This window comes from Leeuwenhoekiella aestuarii, assembly GCF_004104055.1.
In the GTDB taxonomy this organism is placed as follows: Bacteria; Bacteroidota; Bacteroidia; order Flavobacteriales; family Flavobacteriaceae; genus Leeuwenhoekiella; species Leeuwenhoekiella aestuarii.
The window spans coordinates 40,103-59,926 of record NZ_QOVJ01000004.1 but is presented as its reverse complement, the minus strand read 5'-3'; the positions used below and the strand labels follow the sequence as shown (position 1 = coordinate 59,926).

The 19,824-nt window shown below is 37.1% G+C and carries 15 protein-coding genes; 3 read left to right on the top strand and 12 right to left on the bottom strand.

Features of this window, described 5'->3' with window-relative positions; all coding sequences use genetic code 11:
- Window positions 1-123: 123 nt before the first annotated feature.
- On the bottom strand, window positions 124-1,542 hold the full coding sequence (locus DSM03_RS11935; protein WP_128762134.1) for a TlpA family protein disulfide reductase: 1,419 nt from the start codon (window positions 1,540-1,542) through the stop codon (window positions 124-126).
- Between the two features lie 181 nt (window positions 1,543-1,723).
- Here DSM03_RS11935 and DSM03_RS11930 point away from each other — a divergent pair, with 181 nt between their 5' ends.
- Window positions 1,724-3,349 (top strand): ABC-F family ATP-binding cassette domain-containing protein, encoded by a 1,626-nt coding sequence (locus DSM03_RS11930; protein WP_128762135.1) that lies wholly within the window; start codon window positions 1,724-1,726, stop codon window positions 3,347-3,349.
- Between the two features lie 78 nt (window positions 3,350-3,427).
- Here the strand turns inward: DSM03_RS11930 and DSM03_RS11925 are convergent, their stop codons facing one another.
- The 5 genes from DSM03_RS11925 to recG form a co-directional block, all read right to left on the bottom strand.
- Window positions 3,428-4,027 (bottom strand): hypothetical protein, encoded by a 600-nt coding sequence (locus DSM03_RS11925; protein ID WP_128762136.1) that lies wholly within the window; start codon window positions 4,025-4,027, stop codon window positions 3,428-3,430.
- Window positions 4,028-4,094: 67 nt separating this feature from the next.
- A complete protein-coding gene (locus DSM03_RS11920; protein ID WP_128762137.1) occupies window positions 4,095-4,613 on the bottom strand; it encodes a putative signal transducing protein in 519 nt (172 codons plus the stop codon).
- Window positions 4,610-5,332, bottom strand: coding sequence for a hypothetical protein (locus DSM03_RS11915; RefSeq protein ID WP_128762138.1), 723 nt, complete (start codon window positions 5,330-5,332; stop codon window positions 4,610-4,612). Before DSM03_RS11915 ends, DSM03_RS11920 begins: the two co-directional genes overlap by 4 nt.
- Before the next feature lie 68 nt (window positions 5,333-5,400).
- Window positions 5,401-7,827, bottom strand: coding sequence for a phenylalanine--tRNA ligase subunit beta (gene pheT / locus DSM03_RS11910; protein ID WP_128762139.1), 2,427 nt, complete (start codon window positions 7,825-7,827; stop codon window positions 5,401-5,403).
- A 147-nt stretch (window positions 7,828-7,974) separates the two neighbouring features.
- A complete protein-coding gene (gene recG / locus DSM03_RS11905) occupies window positions 7,975-10,080 on the bottom strand; it encodes an ATP-dependent DNA helicase RecG (protein ID WP_128762140.1) in 2,106 nt (701 codons plus the stop codon).
- A gap of 596 nt (window positions 10,081-10,676) precedes the next feature.
- Here recG and DSM03_RS11900 point away from each other — a divergent pair.
- Both DSM03_RS11900 and DSM03_RS11895 read left to right on the top strand, forming a co-directional pair.
- Entirely contained in the window at window positions 10,677-12,746 is a 2,070-nt protein-coding gene (locus DSM03_RS11900; protein WP_128762141.1) for a M1 family metallopeptidase, read from the top strand.
- Window positions 12,746-13,669 (top strand): patatin-like phospholipase family protein, encoded by a 924-nt coding sequence (locus DSM03_RS11895; RefSeq protein WP_128762142.1) that lies wholly within the window; start codon window positions 12,746-12,748, stop codon window positions 13,667-13,669. The genes DSM03_RS11900 and DSM03_RS11895 overlap by 1 nt, the downstream gene beginning before the upstream one ends.
- 7 nt (window positions 13,670-13,676) lie before the next feature.
- On the opposite strand, the gene DSM03_RS11890 is transcribed toward DSM03_RS11895, so the two are convergent.
- The 6 genes from DSM03_RS11890 to DSM03_RS11865 all read right to left on the bottom strand — a co-directional run bounded on the left by DSM03_RS11890 (window position 13,677) and on the right by DSM03_RS11865 (window position 19,820).
- Entirely contained in the window at window positions 13,677-14,084 is a 408-nt protein-coding gene (locus tag DSM03_RS11890) for a hypothetical protein (protein ID WP_128762143.1), read from the bottom strand.
- A gap of 81 nt (window positions 14,085-14,165) precedes the next feature.
- Entirely contained in the window at window positions 14,166-15,623 is a 1,458-nt protein-coding gene (locus tag DSM03_RS11885; protein ID WP_128762144.1) for a potassium/proton antiporter, read from the bottom strand.
- A 31-nt stretch (window positions 15,624-15,654) separates the two neighbouring features.
- Window positions 15,655-16,164 (bottom strand): DUF3124 domain-containing protein, encoded by a 510-nt coding sequence (locus tag DSM03_RS11880; protein ID WP_128762145.1) that lies wholly within the window; start codon window positions 16,162-16,164, stop codon window positions 15,655-15,657.
- A gap of 10 nt (window positions 16,165-16,174) precedes the next feature.
- Complete coding sequence (locus DSM03_RS11875; RefSeq protein WP_128763170.1) at window positions 16,175-16,693, bottom strand: DUF7935 family protein; 519 nt, start codon at window positions 16,691-16,693, stop codon at window positions 16,175-16,177.
- A gap of 9 nt (window positions 16,694-16,702) precedes the next feature.
- Window positions 16,703-18,322 carry an FMN-binding glutamate synthase family protein gene (locus DSM03_RS11870; protein WP_128762147.1) on the bottom strand — a complete coding sequence of 540 codons (1,620 nt, stop codon included), beginning with the start codon at window positions 18,320-18,322 and terminating at the stop codon, window positions 16,703-16,705.
- A gap of 214 nt (window positions 18,323-18,536) precedes the next feature.
- A complete protein-coding gene (locus DSM03_RS11865) occupies window positions 18,537-19,820 on the bottom strand; it encodes an amidohydrolase (protein WP_128762148.1) in 1,284 nt (427 codons plus the stop codon).
- Window positions 19,821-19,824 lie beyond the last annotated feature (4 nt).

The following is a 19,824-nucleotide window of genomic DNA, read 5'->3' as shown; positions in this document are numbered from 1 at the left end:
GACATTTTAATAAGATTATATGTGGTTAATCTTGTTAGAAAAATGCTGCTGTATATGTTTATTTTGAATTTATCAGACTAAGATTTATTGGCACTGCCAAAGGTTTTAATAGCCCTAGGTGGTTTATTTATTCAATCCCTGAAGTAATTCGTTTTCAAAATTACTACTAAAGATATTTGCGTGGGCATTAATGATAATACCATTGCGATCTAAAATAAAGGTCTTAAGAAGTGAGTTTAAAGCCAGATCGTGAGAAAGTTCATCAAAACTATCTTCAAAGAAATATTGCTTAGATAGATCAAATTGATAGCGATTAATTGTTCGCTGCCATTTATCGAAATCATCATTTACATTAATAGCTATATAGGTATACTCAGGATATTTCTGAATGAGCGTTTTGGCTAGCTCTTGAGCTCGAAGCGCATGAGATTTACGGGCAGAAGACCAAAAGAATACAAAAGTGGGTTTTTTTATGATTTCTTCAATACTCAGCGTGTCACTATCAGAGCTTATGATTCTCTCATTAGGAATATGCTTTCCGGTTTCAATCTTTTTATTAGCGTCGTATAGCTTTTGAATAAGTCTCTTGTCTTTTTTAGAAGCGATACGGTCCATATACATATCGTATAGTGTTTGGCCTCCTTTTTTATCGTTACTGTTTGCTAAATAATCTTTTATAGTTCGGGTGAGTAAGAAGCTTTCTACAGAGTCATTAGAGATCTTAGAGTCTATGATTCTTAGTTTGTGGAGGTTGTGCGTAAACGATAATGGGTCGTAGGGTTCTTCCTTGTAGTAATCTTTAAAAGCTGCCTGATTAAAATAATTGATCAAGAAGCGTTGATAACTGTAAAGGTCTAATAAGCTTGCATCATTAAAATCTGCATGGTCTCTATAGCTATAAAAAGATTTAGGAAAACTCTCTAAGAATTCAATGCGATCTACGCCAAAATGAGACATTGGGTAGACTTCTTGTCGCGCATAAAAATCATAATCAACAATAGCGTGAATTATTTTTTCAAAGTAAGCACTTACAGTATATTTTTGAAGAAAGCGAGAAACAATCGCTTCCCGATCTTCTTTCATTTTTGAAATACTTCTGGTAAATGTTTCCGGATCTTGTTGGTAAATCTCCTGCTGAAGCATTAAATCATTTTCCTCTTCATTCTGAAGGTAGAGATCTATTATCAGATTGTTGTTTACCGCTCCATAACCTGAAAAAGTCAGCGTTTCATCAAACTCAAATGTGTTTACTCTAAAAAGTAAACTGTCATTAGGCTCTACATATATAACTTGACCTTCGTTATGAAAAACCTGATAAAGCCCCTGTTTGGGATCTGAAAATTTATATAGAAAGCTGTTATTTTGGTCTAATTTGATGCTGTCAATAAGCTTATCATCCTTTTTAAGAAGTAAAAAGTTAGAAGTAGGATTGATTATTTGACCACCTATGTAAGTCCCTGATTCTGTTTTTTGCGTTTCTTTTGAGCAACCTATTAGAACGAGTAGGGAAATACAGGTGGCTAAAATTAGCTTAGAGCTCATAAAATGTAGAGATAGAAATATTGCAATAAAACGAATATTGGTTAAATCATCAAATGTAATTGTGAGATGCTAATTCTGCTGTTAATTGTGAGTTAAAACATAGAATATAAAAGTTAATATTTCTTCTTTTAGCTTATTAGCTGTACTTTTGCAAATCATTATAAAATCAGGGCTTAAGCTTATGTTATCAGTATCAAATTTATCTGTACAGTTTGGAAAACGCGTCTTATTTGATGAAGTAAATGTTTCCTTTACTCAAGGAAACTGCTATGGAATTATTGGAGCAAATGGTGCAGGAAAATCTACATTTTTAAAAATAATATCAGGAAAAGAAGATCCTACAAGTGGTCACGTTCATCTTGAACCTGGTAAGCGTATGTCTGTTCTAGAACAAGATCACTATGCTTATGATGATCATACGGTTCTAGAAACAGTTTTGATAGGAAACAAACCTCTGTTTAAAATTAAAACCGAAATAGATGCATTATACGCAGATTATTCTGATGAGAATGCAGATCGTATTGGTGAGTTGCAGGTAGAATTTGAAGAGATGAATGGTTGGAACGCAGACAGCGATGCAGCAGCTTTATTGTCTAGTTTAGGTATACCGGAAGATTTACATTACAGTTTGGTAAAAGATCTTGATAGCAAACAAAAAGTTCGTGTTTTATTAGCTCAGGCACTTTTTGGTAATCCAGATGTTTTGATAATGGATGAGCCAACTAACGACCTGGATTATGAGACGATAAACTGGCTTGAGAATTTTTTAGCGAATTACGATAATTGTGTTATTGTAGTATCTCACGACCGTCACTTCTTAGATGCGGTTTGTACGCATATTTCAGATATAGATTTTGGTAAGATTTCTCACTTTAGTGGTAACTATACTTTCTGGTATGAGTCTTCTCAATTAGCTGCACGTCAACGTGCTCAGCAGAATAAAAAAGCAGAAGACAAGAAAAAAGAATTAGAAGAGTTCATTCGTCGTTTTAGTGCTAACGTAGCTAAGAGTAAACAAGCTACTTCTCGTAAAAAGATGATTGATAAACTTAATGTTAATGAGATAAAACCTTCAAGTAGAAGATATCCCGCAATTATTTTTGAGCGGGAGCGTGAAGCAGGGGATCAGATTTTAAATATCGAAAAATTAGCTTCTTCCATAGATGGGGAGATCCTGTTTAAAAATGTCAATTTGAATCTGGCTAAAGGAGATAAGGTTGTTATTTATTCTAAAGACAGTAGAGCAACCAGTGCTTTTTATGAGATCATAAATGGAAAGCAAAAAGCTTTAGAAGGAAAATATGAGTGGGGTGTGACTACAAATCAATCGTATTTACCCGTTGATAATCAGGAATATTTTGAAAACGAATTAACTTTAGTTGACTGGTTGCGACAATACGCAAAAACTGAACAAGAACGTGAAGAAGTATATTTACGTGGTTTCTTAGGAAAGATGATCTTTTCTGGAGAGGAAGCTTTAAAAACGTCTAATGTATTATCCGGGGGTGAAAAAGTGCGTTGTATGTTGAGTAGAATGATGATGCAGCGTGCAAATGTTTTGATGTTTGATGAACCTACTAACCACTTGGATTTGGAGTCTATTACCGCTATAAATAATAGTCTAAAGAACTTTAAGGGAACCATTCTCCTTACAACAAGTGATCATGAGTTTGCACAAACAGTGGGTAACCGCATTGTAGAATTAACTCCAGGTGGATCAATTGATCGTTACCTAACTTTTGACGATTATATGAATGATCCTAAAATAAAAGAACAACGCGAGCAAATGTATGCTGTAGAAGCTTAACATTTACGTCTTAATTATCTTAAATAAAAAAGGTCCGCGATTAGTAAATCGCGGACCTTTTTTGCGTACAAATAGTGATTATTCAGCTTCAACAGTATAGGAAAAACGGTTTGCAGGATCTTGCCCCTCAATAGTGGTTTTTAACTCTACGAAATCTGTTGTTTGTCTGTCTTGTAATACAACGTAGAATGCATTATCTACAGATTGACTGTGAGGAGCTAAGTAAAAACTTCCAGCTTCGGTCAATTTAATTCCTAAGCGAGCAGTATATGCATTTCCATCTTTAAGCGCAGTAACAGCTAAGCCTTTAGAATCAGATACAAGACGGCCAGTACCATTTTTCTCAACAATAAATATATCTTCTAAAGTAAATGCTAAAGGTGCTTTTTGCTCGGTATCAGCTCCCTTATATCTGAAAAAATAGGTTTCTGCAAATTGAGCACTAGGCACTAATGCAGTCAGACTTATGTCTTCTTCCTGATCACTTACAAGAGTTGTAGGTACTGTTAAGTCAATGTACAGCGTGTCATTGAGTGAATACGTCTCTTGCGCTTCAGGAAAAGTTATTAAATCTGAAACCTCAAAATCATAGTAAATAGGTTCTTTGTAGTCATCAGTGTCTGAACAGGAGATGATTAACCCGGATAAGCTTAAAAGTAAAAAATGTGAAAATTTCATCAGTTGTAATTTATATTAGTTTATAACTACAACGTAGATGAAGCCTCTTGTAATTAGTTGCGTCTGGCTACCTGGTTTTTGTGAAATGTCTCACTAGCGTTACGGTACAAAACACGGCGATAAAACTACTCAAAAGAATTCGATAGGTGGGAAGTTCTTGTCCTTCAAGCAAGGGGTAGAGTCTCCATAAAGAATAAATCAACAAACCCGCATTTAGAGCAATATTAAAAAAGGAACGTTTTGGCTTTTCTTTTTTTGAGATAAGCGGTCGAGAACCTTTTAATTCAGTAGCCTGTTCTTCTAAACGACTATCTTTAGCTTGCTGTTCGAGTTCGGCTTCAGTAAGATTGGATTCTGAGAATGTTTTTTCAGTAATGTATTTAGCACGTACTAAATCTTCTTTTTTAACGGAAAGTAAAGCCTGACTTCCGTAATCACTTGCAGGACCAAAGCCAGCTCTTAATGCGCTGTCTTGATCGTTACGAATGACGCTGCCTATTCCGGCTTCATCTAATTTATTTTTAAGGTAATTTACGTTTATTTCAGAGCCTGTATAAACGCGCTCATAACTAGAATCTTTAATCATTGTGCTTTATCATATTGACACTTCCAGATAGCGGTGTTAAAATTTTTACCTAGTGCAAAACCATAGAATAGTACGATTGCTGCAATAGATTTAAACATAAAAAAGAAAACCATTACATCCTGACTAAATGATTGCTCTGGGGCAAACAAACCATCAGGAATTAGTACTGTAGCAATTAGGCTGGAGAGTAATATAGCTACAAGGATGTTTTCAAAGCTTTTAAAAGGCCACATCGTTAATTTACGTAAAGGGTGTAAATCGTTTCCCCATTTGTGAATTAAATAATAATAATCATTACCCATAGGAGCAAATAATAGCGGATCATCAGTCTTATTCAAAACAAACATTTTAGAGGGTGCCATTATTTTAAATCCATTTAAAGGAGTTTGATGCTCTTTCTCAAGATTTTTAATTTCATTCAAAGCTTCCTGAGGAAATGTTCCTTTAAAGAAGCGGGTATCTAAAAATCGTAATCTATAATTCACGCAGATTTTTTTGATACTGCGTTCGTGAAAAATACGCTCACTATCTAACAGATCAAAATTAAAATCAGTAACATCTGCTTCAGTGTTTTTAGAGAGATTTTCTAAAATACGTTGATTGCTAGATGGTGTTTTTTTAATGAATTGATTTACCCAGTTTAAAACACCGGCCTCACTAGTTGCACGATGTTGCTCACGAAGTAATTTATCGTGAATATTGGTTCTTTTTAAAAGCATCTTTCTTTTTTAGATTCTTAAAGTTAACCAATTGATCACGAACGCACAATACTGTAAATGCTAAAGTATTAGCGCAAAACCGCGTTAAGTTGCTGCTCAAATTGTTTTTGCAGCTTATTCATTATTTTGTCTATTTCTTTGTCTGTAAGCGTCTTGTTTTCGTCCTGAAGCGTGAAACTCACCGCGTAACTTTTTTTGTCTTCCGGCAGGTTTTTACCTTCGTAAACATCAAAAAGAGCAACATCTTTAAGAAGTTTTTTCTCTACGTTATACGCTTCCTGATAGATCTGATCAAAACTTATTTCTTTATCCAGAAGTAAAGCAAAATCACGACGAACCGCAGGATTTTTAGGAATAGGAGTAAAGCTTATTTTATTTTGCTTTACAAGATCTAAAATTGCATCCCAGTTAAAGTCTGCAAATAAAACTTCTTGGTCTAGATCAAAATGACTGCGAATCGTCTTAGGTACGAGTCCAAAATTTACTAAAGGTTTTTTCTGAGTGGTATAGGTCAATCCTTCAGAAAATTGAGCATCTTTTACTGGTTTTACGGTCCAATTGTTAATGCCTAAACGGCTTAAAACAGCTTCAACACTTCCTTTTAAATTGAAAAAACTAGTATTCTGCTGTGCTTGAAACCAGTTTTCTGAATTTTGCTTACCGCTCATTAAAAGCGTTAAATGCTTGTGTTCTTCACGACCCCCTGGAAAGTTGTGGTAGCTTTTTCCGAATTCAAAAAGTTTAAGATCAGGCTGACGACGGTTGCTGTTAAAAGCAACTACTTCTAATCCTGAAAAAAGTAAAGACTGTCGCATTACCGAAAGATCTGTACTCAACGGATTAAGTATTTTAACGTTATAATCTTCTTTGAACGCATCATTGAGGGATGCATAGGTCGGATTAGTCAGTGAGTTATTCAATATTTCATTGAACCCCAAAGAAGCTAAAAGGCTTCCGGTGATTTGCTGTACTTTATGATCAGCAAAGCGACTGCTTTCTGATACTGAAGCATTCAGCTTTGATTTAAATTGAATTTTATTGTACCCATAAACGCGTAAAATTTCTTCTACAACATCTACTTCGCGAGTTACGTCATTACGGTAAGCCGGTATGGTCATTCCAATTCCAGACTCGGTAATGTTATTTATTTTAATGTCTAAAGAAGAAAGTATAGACTTAATAGTTTCTTTAGGAATAGCTTCACCAATAAGTTTTTCGGCACGATCAAAGCTTAAAAATACTTGATGGTCTTCAATCTTTTTAGGATAAATATCAACTACATCACTCGTGACCTCACCACCTGCACATTCCTGTATGAGCAGAACCGCTCTAATAAGTGCGTATTCTGTTAAATTAGGATCTATACCACGCTCAAATCTAAAAGAAGCATCTGTGTTTAAACCGTGACGCTTGGCTGTTTTTCTAACACTAACGGGGTCAAAAAATGCGCTTTCTAAAAATATAGAGGTTGTACCTTCGGTCACGCCGCTATTTTCCCCACCAAAAACCCCTGCGATACACATTGGTTTTTCAGCATCACAAATCATAAGGTCTTCTTCGTGCAATTCTCGTTCAATACCATCTAGAGTTGTGAACTTGGTACCTGCAGCAACAGTTTTGACATTCACTTGTTTTCCGGCAATTTTAGCCAGATCAAATGCGTGTAGAGGCTGCCCCAGTTCATGTAGAACATAATTTGTGATATCGACAACATTATTCTTTGGTGTAATCCCAATAGCTTTTAATCTATTTTGGATCCAAGCCGGAGATTCTTTGATAGTAAGACCACTAAGTGTTATACCGCAGTATCTTGGAGCACGCTCATTGTTGAGTACTTCTACGCTAATTTTTTGAGTGCGGTTATCTATTCTAAACGAACTTGTAGAAGGGGTTATAAACTCTGGAGTAACACCAGATTGTATAAGACCGGCGCGTAGATCACGAGCTGTTCCCATATGACTCATCGCATCGGCGCGATTAGGTGTTAAACCTATTTCAAAAATGATATCATCTTCAACTTCAAAAACTTCAGCTAGCGGAGTTCCGGGCTTGAGGTCATCTTTCAGAATCATAATTCCGTCATGACTTTCGCCAAGACCTAACTCATCTTCAGCGCAAATCATACCGTTACTCACCTCGCCACGTATCTTGCCTTTTTTTATTTTCCAGGCTTCTCCTTTATCATCGTAAAGTGTTGTGCCTACAGTTGCAACAGGAACTTTTTGACCAGCATCTACGTTAGGTGCACCACAAACAATCTGTACAGGTTCGCCATCACCAAGATCAACTGTAGTGAGTTTAAGACGGTCTGCGTTAGGATGTTTTACACAAGTAAGCACGTGACCTACCAAAATACCTTTAAGACCGCCTTTTACGCTTTGAAAGTTTTCTATACCTTCAACTTCAAGACCTAGATCTGTCAATAAATTGCCGGTTTTTTCGGCATCCCAATCAATATTTATAAACTGCTTTAACCAGTTGTAGCTTATTTGCATTCCTTTATTTTTGAAAGGGCAAATATAACATTTACCGTGCTTTTTTACTCAATAAGTCGGGTTTAATCAATTGCAGAAAGAATACTTTTTTAGAACAAAAAGAGAAGCTTTAATAATCAGGTTATAATCCTGAAATTATAAGGTTTATTAACTGATGTAATTCCATATATTTTTAAACTTCATCACCGCTGCATACGTTTTTCTAATAGGAAGATTATCTGGCTTTGCAAGTTGTGGATCCTCTTTGAGGAGGGCAGAAGCATAGTTTCTGGCGATTTTCATAATCTCATTATCCTTAACGATATCAGCAATTTTAAGATTGAGTACACCACTTTGTTGAGTTCCCATCAAATCACCGGGACCACGCAATTTAAGGTCTACTTCCGCAATCTCAAAACCGTCATTTGTGCTGGTCATAGTTTGTAAACGCGTTTTTGAATCTTCAGATAATTTATGTCCCGTCATCAAAATACAATAACTCTGATCTGCACCGCGACCTACACGACCGCGTAACTGATGCAATTGAGAAAGCCCAAAACGTTCTGCACTTTCAATAATCATCACCGAAGCATTGGGTACATTAACACCAACTTCAATTACCGTAGTCGCAACCATAATCTGGGTTTCTCCGTTAACAAAGCGATTCATTTCAAAATCTTTATCAGCAGGTTTCATTTGCCCGTGAACAATAGAAATTTGATAGTCTGGCATTGGGAATTCTCTGGCGATGCTTTCATAACCATCCATCAGGTCTTTATAGTCCAGAGCTTCACTTTCCTGAATCAATGGATAAACCACATAGATCTGTCTCCCTTTTTTGATTTCATCTCTGATAAAACCAAAAACTTTCAGTCTGTTATTGTCAAAACGATGCACGGTCTTGATTGCTTTTCTACCCGGTGGCAGCTCATCTATCACCGAAACATCCAGATCTCCATAAACACTCATCGCCAAAGTACGTGGAATAGGTGTCGCGGTCATGATCAAGATATGAGGCGGCAGCTCGTTTTTATGCCAGAGTTTGCTGCGCTGTGCAACTCCAAAGCGGTGTTGCTCGTCAATCACTGCCAAGCCCAGATTTTTAAATCTAACTTTATCCTCAAGCAGGGCATGCGTGCCTATTAAAATATGCAATGAACCGTCTTCAAGACTTTCGTGAATGATACGGCGTTCTTTGGTTTTAGAAGATCCGGTAAGTAATGCGATCTTGATATCCAACTGCTCGCACAAATCACTAATTCCTTGAAAATGCTGAATAGCTAGAATCTCAGTAGGAGCCATCAAACAAGCCTGAAACCCATTATCCAGAGCAATAAGCATCGTCATCAGTGCGACAATCGTTTTGCCACTGCCTACATCCCCTTGTAATAGTCGGTTCATCTGAGCCGGTTTTCCAAGATCATTACGTATCTCTTTGAGTACGCGTTTTTGAGCTCCGGTTAATTTAAAAGGCAGGTGTTTACTGTAAAAAGTAGTGAAGTTATCGCCTATATTTTCAAATGGATACCCCTTGATTTTTTGCTTATGCAGTTTGTTTTTAACAAGTAACTGCAACTGAATGTAAAAGAGTTCTTCAAATTTTAACCGAAACTGCGCCAGTCCTAACTTTTGTTGTTTTTGCGGAAAATGAATGTTGAGGTAGGCTTCTCGTTTCGGTATTAATTTTAAAGCGGTTAGTATGTCTTGCGAAAGTGACTCTTCAATACTCTTATGAACCTCTTGAAACAGTGTCTGCATCAATGCATTCATCACCCGGTTTGTGATGCCTTTGTTACTGAGTTTTTCTGTAGAAGGATAAACCGGTTGCATAGCAACACGTATACTTTTCTCATGTTCCTCAAGCAATTCCATATCGGGATGCGCGATAGAGTAGGTGCTGCCAAAGCGTTGCACTTTTCCAAAAACAACATAAGGCACATTGATTTTTAACCCTTCTCGAATCCATTTTAAGCCTCTAAACCACACCAGTTCCATAGAACCGGTTTGATCTATAAAAGTAGCGACTAATCTTTTTGAGCGACCTTCCCCAACAGTTTTAAGATGTGTGACTTTACCAATGATTTGCACATCTGCACTGGTAGGTTGTAACTGACTTACCTGGTAATATTGAGTTTTATCAATATAGCGGTTGGGAAATAAATTTAGTAAGTCTTGATAGGTATGGATACCCAATTCTGAACGCAGCAGATTTGCCCGGTTAGGTCCTACGCCTTTCAAGTAATCTATTGGAGTTTGAAGTTTACTGCCGCTCATTGTTTTATAATCTTTACTATTTTTTTACCAGTGGTAAGGCTAACAACCAGTAAAAGGATCAGGATAAACAACCTCATACTGTTTAATACTTTAATAAAAGTATCGTTTCCAAATAAGGCAGAATTGCTTCCGAGGGGTTGAATATTTAAATTTTGCGAATTAAAAACAGGATTCAATTCTGACAAAAATAGAAGGATTAGAATACACGATAGTATAAAAAGTATGCCTGGGATTACTCCTGAATTTTTAAAGATCAGTAATTTAATTCCATAACCCAAGAAAAGAAGTAGCGTGAAAATACCTAGCAACATATATAAACCAGATAGTATAAAGTAGGTGTCATGTATATTAATATCTATATCATTATCGATTTGAAAACCAGCTATCCCGAATACTAAAAATTGTATGATAGCCGTAACGATCACAAGAAAAATAAGAAAAAAGGGTTCTCGTTTTAGCATTATTTAGTAAGAATTATAGCATCAAAAAACGAAGATATAAAACCCGATTATTTTATTCTTGTTTTCTCTACGTTTAAAACAAGCGGTTTTAAAATCAAATCCTTAATTTGGCAGCCTATTCATTAGTTTGATTTTATGAGATTGATTTTTTCGCTTATCGCTGCATTTTTGATAAGCACAACATACGCCCAACAGACCGAAACGGTAGACTTTGAACGCATATATGCATTACTTGATTTTAATTTTGTCGAGGGCACTGTCACCGGAAATATGGAGGTTAAATTCACGATGAAAAGCGATGCTGATTTTGTGTATCTCGACGCAAAAAATATTACTAAATATGAATCGCTACTTGACGGTAAATTGATAAGCACACATACTGATGAAGGTAGAATTATTTTTACTCAGAGTTTTGAGGCAGGTAATACTTATAACCTCAAACTGAAGTATACCGCAAAGCCTAACAAAGCACTTTACTTTGTAAATAATGGTGGTTTTCAGCAAATATGGACACAAGGACAGGGTAAATACACTTCAAATTGGTTGCCTAGTATAGATGATATGAATGATAAGATCGAGTTTGATCTTTCGGTAATTGCTTATCCAGGTCAGGAAGTTATCGCAAACGGAGTTTTAAAAGAAAAAGAAGAAAGCGACGAGAAATTCATCTGGCATTTTGAGATGTCAGAACCAATGTCTAGTTATCTGGTAGCGGTTATTTTGGGCGATTATCGCAAACAAAAGCGCAGATCAGAATCTGGAGTGCCTATTGATTTGTATTATTATCCAGAAGATTCGCTTAAAGTGATGACAACCTATCGCTATAGTGATGATATGTTTGACTTTTTAGAGGAAGAGATAGGAGTTGCTTATCCTTGGCCTAATTATAAGCAGGTTCCGGTAAAAGACTTCTTATATGCCGGTATGGAAAATACAACGGCAACTGTTTTTAGCGATCAATATATGGTTGACCGTAGTGGTTTTACAGATCGTAATTATGTTAATGTAAATGCCCACGAACTAGCACATCAGTGGTTTGGTGATTATGTTACCGAAACTTCAGGAACGCATCACTGGCTGCAAGAAGGTTTTGCAACGTATTATGCGTTATTAGCCGAGGCTGATGTAATGGGTAAAGAAATCTATGCGTGGAAGCTTTTTCAATCTGCTATGCAGCTTAAAGAACTTACAGATAAAGGTAATGGTGAGGCATTGCTCGATCCTAAAGCGAGCTCGCTTACTTTTTATCAAAAAGGAGCCTGGGCTTTGCATATGTTACGATTAGAAATAGGTGATGATGCGTTTAGAACAGCAGTTAAAAACTATTTAGAAAAACATAAATTCAGCAATGTAGAGACTGAAGATTTTTTAATTGAGGCTCGTGCAGCCAGCGGTCAGGATTTATTAGATTTTGAAGAAAACTGGTTGAACAGTCCAGAATTTAGATATGAAGAAGCTATAGCAACGCTTGAAGAATACCCGGTGATTCAGCGATACAAAAGAACGGTTGGTTTGCGTAAGCTTACTTTTGGGCAGAAGTCACAAAAATTATTTGAGCTTTTAGCATTACCAGATAAATACTCGGGCCCTGAGGCGATCTACCAGTTGGCAGATGTTTCTCCGGAAGCTGCCGGGCGTATTTATGAGCGTGCTTTTTATACTAATAATCCTTGGGTAAGACAGGCGATTGCACAAACAGTGCGCAAAGTGCCGGCTTCAATGAAAACCAATTATGAGCGTATGCTTAATGATGATTCTTACATCACTCGCGAACTGGCATTAATGAATTTATGGTCTTCTTTTCCGGGAGATCGTCATAACTATTTAGATAAGATGAAAGGTGTTCAGGGCTTTGCTAATCATAATGTAGAGATTGCTTGGCTGGCCCTTGCTATTTCTACACTTGATTATGAAGAAGCTTATATACGCGATCAGTTTTTTCGTTTGACACGTTTTACAGGTAATAGATATTCTTTTGAGACCCGCGAGCAGGCGTTTACAAAATTGTACCAGCTTCAACTTTTTGAGCCCAAGAGTTTAGAGAATTTAGTAGAAGCGTGTTTTCATCACAATTGGCGATTTGCACAAACATGTAAGCAGATTTTAGATGAAGTGCTCAAGAATGAAAATTATCGTAAGGAGCTGGAAAAACTCAATATCAAAGACGAAAAACAGAAAATCTTTTTAGCAGAAAAATTGAGCTGATGCGGGCATTAGTAATTTCGGGAGGAGGAAGTAAAGGAGCTTATGCCGGTGGTGTAGCGCAACACCTTATGCAAGAACAAGGACATAAATATGACCTTTTTTTAGGTACTTCTACCGGAAGTCTTTTGATATCTCAATTAGCAAATAATAATATACAACGGGCATACGAAGTTTATACGCAAGTAAACCAGAATACCATTTTTAACGTGAATCCTTTCAATATAAAAAAGAAAGGAAACCGGGAGTATGTATCTATCAATTATTGGAACACGGTTTGGCAATTCATCAGACGTAAACGTACGTTTGGTGAAAGTAAAAATCTGCTCAAGAATATCAGGAAAAACCTATCTAAATCAGAGTTTGAAACTATAAAGCATCAGACTGCAGATGTGGTTGTGACAGTATCTAACCTCACCAAAAATACCGTAGAGTATAAATCGATCAAGAATTGGGACTACGATGATTTTTGTGAGTGGGTATGGATCAGTTGTAATTATGTGCCGTTTATGAGTCTGGTAAAAAAGAATGGTTTTGAGTATGCAGACGGCGGTTTTGGGTGTATTGTTCCTATTCGGGAAGCAATACGCCGCGGTGCAACAGAAGTTGACGCTATTATTTTGGAGTCAGAAAATATGGAGTACAACAAAGTCCTGGGTAAAAACCCGTTTTCTTTGATGGTAAACCTATTTGGCTTTCTGATGGATCAGGTAGAATATCATGATGTGATTGTGGGAAAACTTGCAGCAATAAATAAAGACGTGCCATTAAACCTTTACTATACACCCTCTAAACTTACTGAGAACAGTCTGATATTCAATAAAAAATTAATGTCAAACTGGTGGCAGCAAGGTTGGGATTACGCCGCAGCTAAAGCAAAACACGCACAGGATAATAAACTCCGTGAAATTTCAGAGACTGAATAATTCAGGTTTAATTAACCGTGATTGTTTTTTCGATATAATCGCTGTCAGAACTTTTAAACTTCAAGGTGTAATCTCCTTTTTCTGAAGGTTTAAAAGCATACGTGGTAGTGCGGATTGGAATATCCATTGTGCAGATACATCCTTCGTAAATAGCTTCAACTTCGATGGTAATGGTCTTGCCTGACACACTTTCTTTAAATTCGTTGAATCGACCACAGCCGCTCATAACTGGAAAAGAAACCGTCAAGTCAAGCGTACTGCCAGCTTCAATTTCTAGCTCTCCCGTAACTTCAGAAACATATGCAGTCTCAATTTTAATGCATTCTTCAGATTCCTCTGTAGTAGTTTTTGAAATAGAATCACAGCTGAATGCAATAAAAGCCGAAAATATTAAAAATAGGGTTTTAATTTTCATAATAGATTTTTTCAAAAGATGCTATATGTTTGATTTGGTTGCGTCACTTCAACTTAAATAAAGAGATTTTGTGAATTCCATTTAGGTATTGAGACAGCGCACAACATCATCCAGTCCTTCTTCATCTTCAGAAAGTACAACTAGTGTATCGCCGTCATGAATTACAGTAGAACCTTTTGGTGTAAGAAACTTTTCGTTTCTCTTGATCATTGCAATGATGGCATTTTTAGGAAAACCCAATTCAACGATTTTCTTATCAATAGCGTTGCAATGCGGTGTGATCACAATTTCTTTCATAGCTGTTTTGGGTATTTCAGAAATCATACCGGCCATATCTTTGGGTTTAGCTGCTTCCGGTAAGCCTACTTTTAGCCATTTTGCAACTACAGAAAGTGTTGTACCTTGAATTAAAACTGAAGTAAGCGAAATAAAGAACACAATATTAAAAATTATATGTGCTTTTTCAATACCAGCGAGTAATGGATAAGTAGCAAATACAATAGGCACAGCACCTCTTAAACCCACCCACGAGATATAAAAGCGACGTCGCATTTTCATCTTAAAAAAGGCTAGACTTATAAAAACCCCAACGGGTCTGGCTATAAAAATCAGAAATAAAGAGATCAAAAGACCAATGCCTATAAACGGAACAACCTGAGTCGGGAAGACCAGTAAACCAAGGGTTAAGAACAAAACAATCTGCATCAACCAGGCAAGACCGTCAAACATTTTGAGGATAGTCTGTTTGTGAATTAAGTCTTGATTCCCCAGATAAACGGCACAAATGTAAATGGCTAAAAACCCATTTCCTCCTATAAATTCTGTGGCTGAAAAGGTGATAAACATCAACGCAATAACGAGAACCGGGTAGAGTCCTTCAAAGCCTAGTTGAATTTTATTAATGGTGAGTTTACTCAATTTTCCAAAAACGAAACCTGCAACACCGCCTACAATCATTTGAGTTAGTAACATCGGGATTACAGAAGCTAAACCTTTATCCTGATTGATCACAAGTGTTAGAAAGGCAATAGTAAGTACATAAGCCATCGGGTCATTACTACCGCTTTCTAGCTCTAGCGTGGGTCTTAGGTTGGTTTTTAAAGCGAGACTTTTAGAACGAAGAATAGAAAAAACCGCAGCCGCATCTGTTGAAGAAACGATAGAGCCCAGTAAAAGACTTTCATAAATCGTAAAATCAGTCACATAATAAACGAAGCCCCCTAGGGTGACGGCCGTAAGCAAAACGCCCATAGTAGAAAGTGCAAGCCCTTCTCTAAGAATAGGTTTTACCGATGACCAGTTGGTATCTAAACCTCCCGAAAATAGAATAAAGTTAAGCGAAACAATTCCAATAAATTGGGCGATTTGTGGATCGTCAAATTTAATTCCGCCAATACCATCAGATCCGGCAAGCATCCCAATACCTAAGAATAACAATAGGGTAGGAACACCAAATTTGTAAGAGGTTTTACCTACTACAATACTTATTAAAAGTAAAACAGAGCCAACGAGGACGATGTTCTCAATAGTGAGATTCATACCTTAGGGGTTAAACGAGATTTATAATAGCTTATTTAATGCGCTTACCTATAGAAGTGAATGACAAACCTTGTGTGCCACGCGTAGAAATCATAATCCCTTCAAAAATAGGGTCTGTAACTTCAGAATCATCTAACCAGTCAAAAATGAAATTTCCTCCTGTACCACCGGTTTTGTCTCCTTCTTCAATAATTATTTCTACAGTCTCAAGGGGTTTTAGCGTTATTGGGAAATCAAAATAGGTGCGTATTGGTTTTCCGCTGGTATCATAATACGCTCCTTTAGTAAGTAAAATAGGATCGGTTTCGCTGGTATTTCTAAGACTTACAGTAACGGTCAGGTCGTGAGTAAGATGCTCAGAAGTACTATAGATTTCAGAATAAATACCCAAGTAGGTTTTAGCTAGTTGCAGCGAGTCATTTACAGGTATTTCTGCGCGTCTTTTTTCCCAGTTTATAGGATCAATAGAGCTCATAGGCTTTTCTTCATCACAAGATATGATTAGAAATATACCGACTATAAAAAGTAAAATATTACGCATACGCTTGGTTTTAATCAAATAATTCCTGAACCTCAGTCTTAAGATAATCTAAACCAAGTAAAGTAGGATTATGAGACTCATCAAAATTTGTTAAAATATACGCTCTAAGGCCATGAGCCGAATTCAACTCTGTGTTTGCAACTCCTTTTCTTAGTTGCTGAATTAGGGTGTTTTTTGATGACTTGATCACACTCCAGCACTCATTAGAAATATAAATCTGTTGGGTGAGGTTGTGTTCAAACTCTTGCTCTATGGTTGCAATTAATAAATCTGCATAAGATTTTTTATCATCAGATGATGGCTTTACTCGAATTAGAAGTTGGTTGGGACTTATACGCTCTAAAAAAAGTGTAAGACGTTCATAAGCTTGTAATCGTAAAGGCAACGTGTCTTTTTGATTTTGTTTATGAAGTAAGAAACGTCTTCTGTTTTCTTCACTCTTCATAAAGGAATCAAAGAAATAATAGGCGAGTAGGGCAACAACTATTGCTGGTCCTACAGAAATCAAAATATCTAAAATATCATCCATATTCATAAATTAGTATCTTACAGCGTCTTCAAATTGTTTTATTTTACTGTTTTCACGCTTAACGGTTTCTTTATCGTATTCTCCACCCAAATGTTCACAGTTCAGTAAAGATGACATGCCTTCAAAAGGGACATCTACTTTATGGTAACTGAAACAAGCCGCTAAAGTCTGACTTAAGTTTTTATCGCCTAGAGTTAGATCAACATCTTCTGTAGTTAACTGGCACGGATGCTCATAACCACAGGCGTGTGTGATCTCGAGTAATTCTTTTCTAAAGTTTTTAAAGTAAAAATTGGTACGCACCGCTTTATCTTCAACATCAATACCGGCTTGCAACCATTTGTTCTGAGTAGCAACGCCACTTGGGCAGGTGTTATTGTGACATGCTTTGGCCTGAATACAACCTATAGAAAGCATCGCTTCACGAGCTACGTTGATTACGTCAGCTCCCATCGCAAAAGCCATCGCGCCTTTTGCCGGTAAGCCTAACTTACCACTGCCTATAAAAACAATACGTTCTGTGAGGTGGTGTTTTTTAAAGATTTTATATAAATCACTAAACGCATAAACCCAAGGTAAAGATACGTGATCAGCAAAGCTAGGAGGAGCCGCTCCAGTACCACCTTCACCACCGTCAACCTGAATAAAATCTGGTCCTTTATTGGTTTTAACCATCAATTGGGCTAGTTTTTCCCAATCTTGTAGTTTTCCTATTGCGGCTTTAATACCTACGGGAAGTCCGGTAGCTTCAGCAATTTGTTCTACAAATTCCAATAGTCCTTCTACGCCATCAAAAGCCGTGTGGGTCGCAGGAGAAATCACATCTTTACCCATAGGTACGTGACGTATTTCAGAAATTTCCTTTGTTATTTTTGAAGCAGGAAGCACGCCACCTTTACCCGGTTTTGCTCCTTGTGATAACTTAACTTCGATCGCTTTGATTTCCGGGTTTGCTTCGACTAAAGCAATCATTTTTTTCATCGAAAAATTTCCGTTCTCATCTCGTACCCCAAAATATCCGGTACCTACTTGAAAGATCACATCTGCACCTTGTTTATGATAAGGGGACAAACCACCCTCGCCACAGTTATGGTACGCGTGGGCCAATTTGCAACCTTTATTGAGCGATTCGATAGCACGTGCAGAAAGCGAACCAAAACTCATAGCAGATACGTTAATTGCAGAAGCCGGTCTATACGGTTTACGGCGTTTATTGTAGGCTCCCATCACTTTTGCACACGGGAGAAAATAGGGGTTTTTAGCATTGGGATGTTCTGCAGGAACTTTAAATCCCATCATCGCATTATTTATAAAGATGTAATTGGCTTCATAGATATTTTGATCGGTACCAAAACCTTCATAGTTATTCTGATTTTTAGCGGAAGCATAAATCCAGCCACGCTCAATTCGATTAAACGGAAGTTCTTCACGGTTATTTGCAACGATATATTGACGTAATTCTGGGCCAATACTTTCTAACATATAGCGAATATGTCCCACCACAGGAAAGTTATGCGTGATGATGTGTTTTTTATTGAAAAATACATCGCGAATACCAATGATTACAAGCACAGTTAAAAGCCAGCACCACCAGGGTATGTTGCCTAAAAATGTTAGAAATTCGTTCATAACGGGATTTAAAAAATTCAATCTTCAAACTTAGTGTTTCCTATGTTTTTGAAAGGCTCTAAGTTGAGAATTTAAGAATTATTAACCCTTTCTAAATACTTAAGAGGAAAAATTTGACACATAAAAAAGCGAATGTGTAATTACATTCGCTTTTCTAGAAAAGAATAGATTTCTCAATGATCGAGATTTAAATGCTCTTGAGCATGAATATGATCTACTTAGCGTTTAAGTAATCAAGTGTTAATTGACTCATTGTTTTTACACCCAATAATAATCCGTCATCGTCAATTTGAAAATCAGGTGTATGGTGTGGATAAGCTTGCGTATTTCCTGGAGTCATTCCTCCTAAAAAGAAATAAAAACCGGGAACTTCTTCCTGAAAATAACTAAAATCTTCCCCGCCGGTAGTTGCTTTAACCAGTTTTACATGATCTTCGCCTGCGACACTTTTAAGAGTAGGTAGCATTTGCTCAGTAAGTGCAAGGTCGTTATAAGTAATAGCTGTGTTACTCTGAAATTCTATTGTAGCGCTTCCGCCATAGGCTTTAGCGAGACCTTCACTCATTTCAGTCATACGACGTATGATCAATTCACGCATATCAGGATCTAAGGTACGCACAGTACCTATTAATTCTGCAGTTTCAGGAATGATATTGAATCGAACTCCACCAGAAATTTTACCAACGGTAATTACGGCAGGCTCTACTAATAAGTTAGATTCTCTACTGATAATAGATTGAAATCCGTCAATAATTTTAGAGGCGATGTATATGGGGTCAACACCACCCCAAGGTTGAGATCCGTGGGTTTGTTTTCCTTTAATATTTACAACAAATCGTTCTACGGCAGCCATTGTGCCGCCCGGTTTATAAGCGATGGTTCCTACCGGAGTTGCACTGTTTATGTGCAGTCCAAAAATAGCATCTACATCCGGATTTTTTAGGACCCCTTCTTTAATCATCAAAGCCGCACCACCTTCTTCACCCGGTGGGGGTCCTTCTTCAGCTGGCTGAAAAACAAATTTTACGGTACCGTGAATTTTGTCTTTATTTTCCGCTAGAATCTGAGCTGTACCCATAAGAATAGCAACATGTGTGTCGTGACCGCAAGCATGCATTACCCCGGTCTCTTCGCCCATAAAGGTTGCGGTAACTTCACTTTTAAACGGTAAATTATTACGCTCAGTCACCGGGAGTGCGTCTATATCTGCACGTAGGGCTACAACTTTACCGGGATGATTTCCTTTAAGAATACCTACAACGCCAGTCTTCGCAACTTCAGTTTCTACTTCTATACCTAATGACTTAAGATGTTTTGCGATTTTAGCAGCCGTTTCAAATTCGCGGTTACTCAATTCCGGATGTTCATGAATTTCATGACGCCATTCGATCACCTGATCTTCTAAAGCTTCTGCAGCAGCAGTGATTTCTGGATCTGGAGTTTGCGCAAAAGCAGCAGTACCAAGGGTTAAAAATGCTAGTGTGTGTAGTTTTTTCATATGT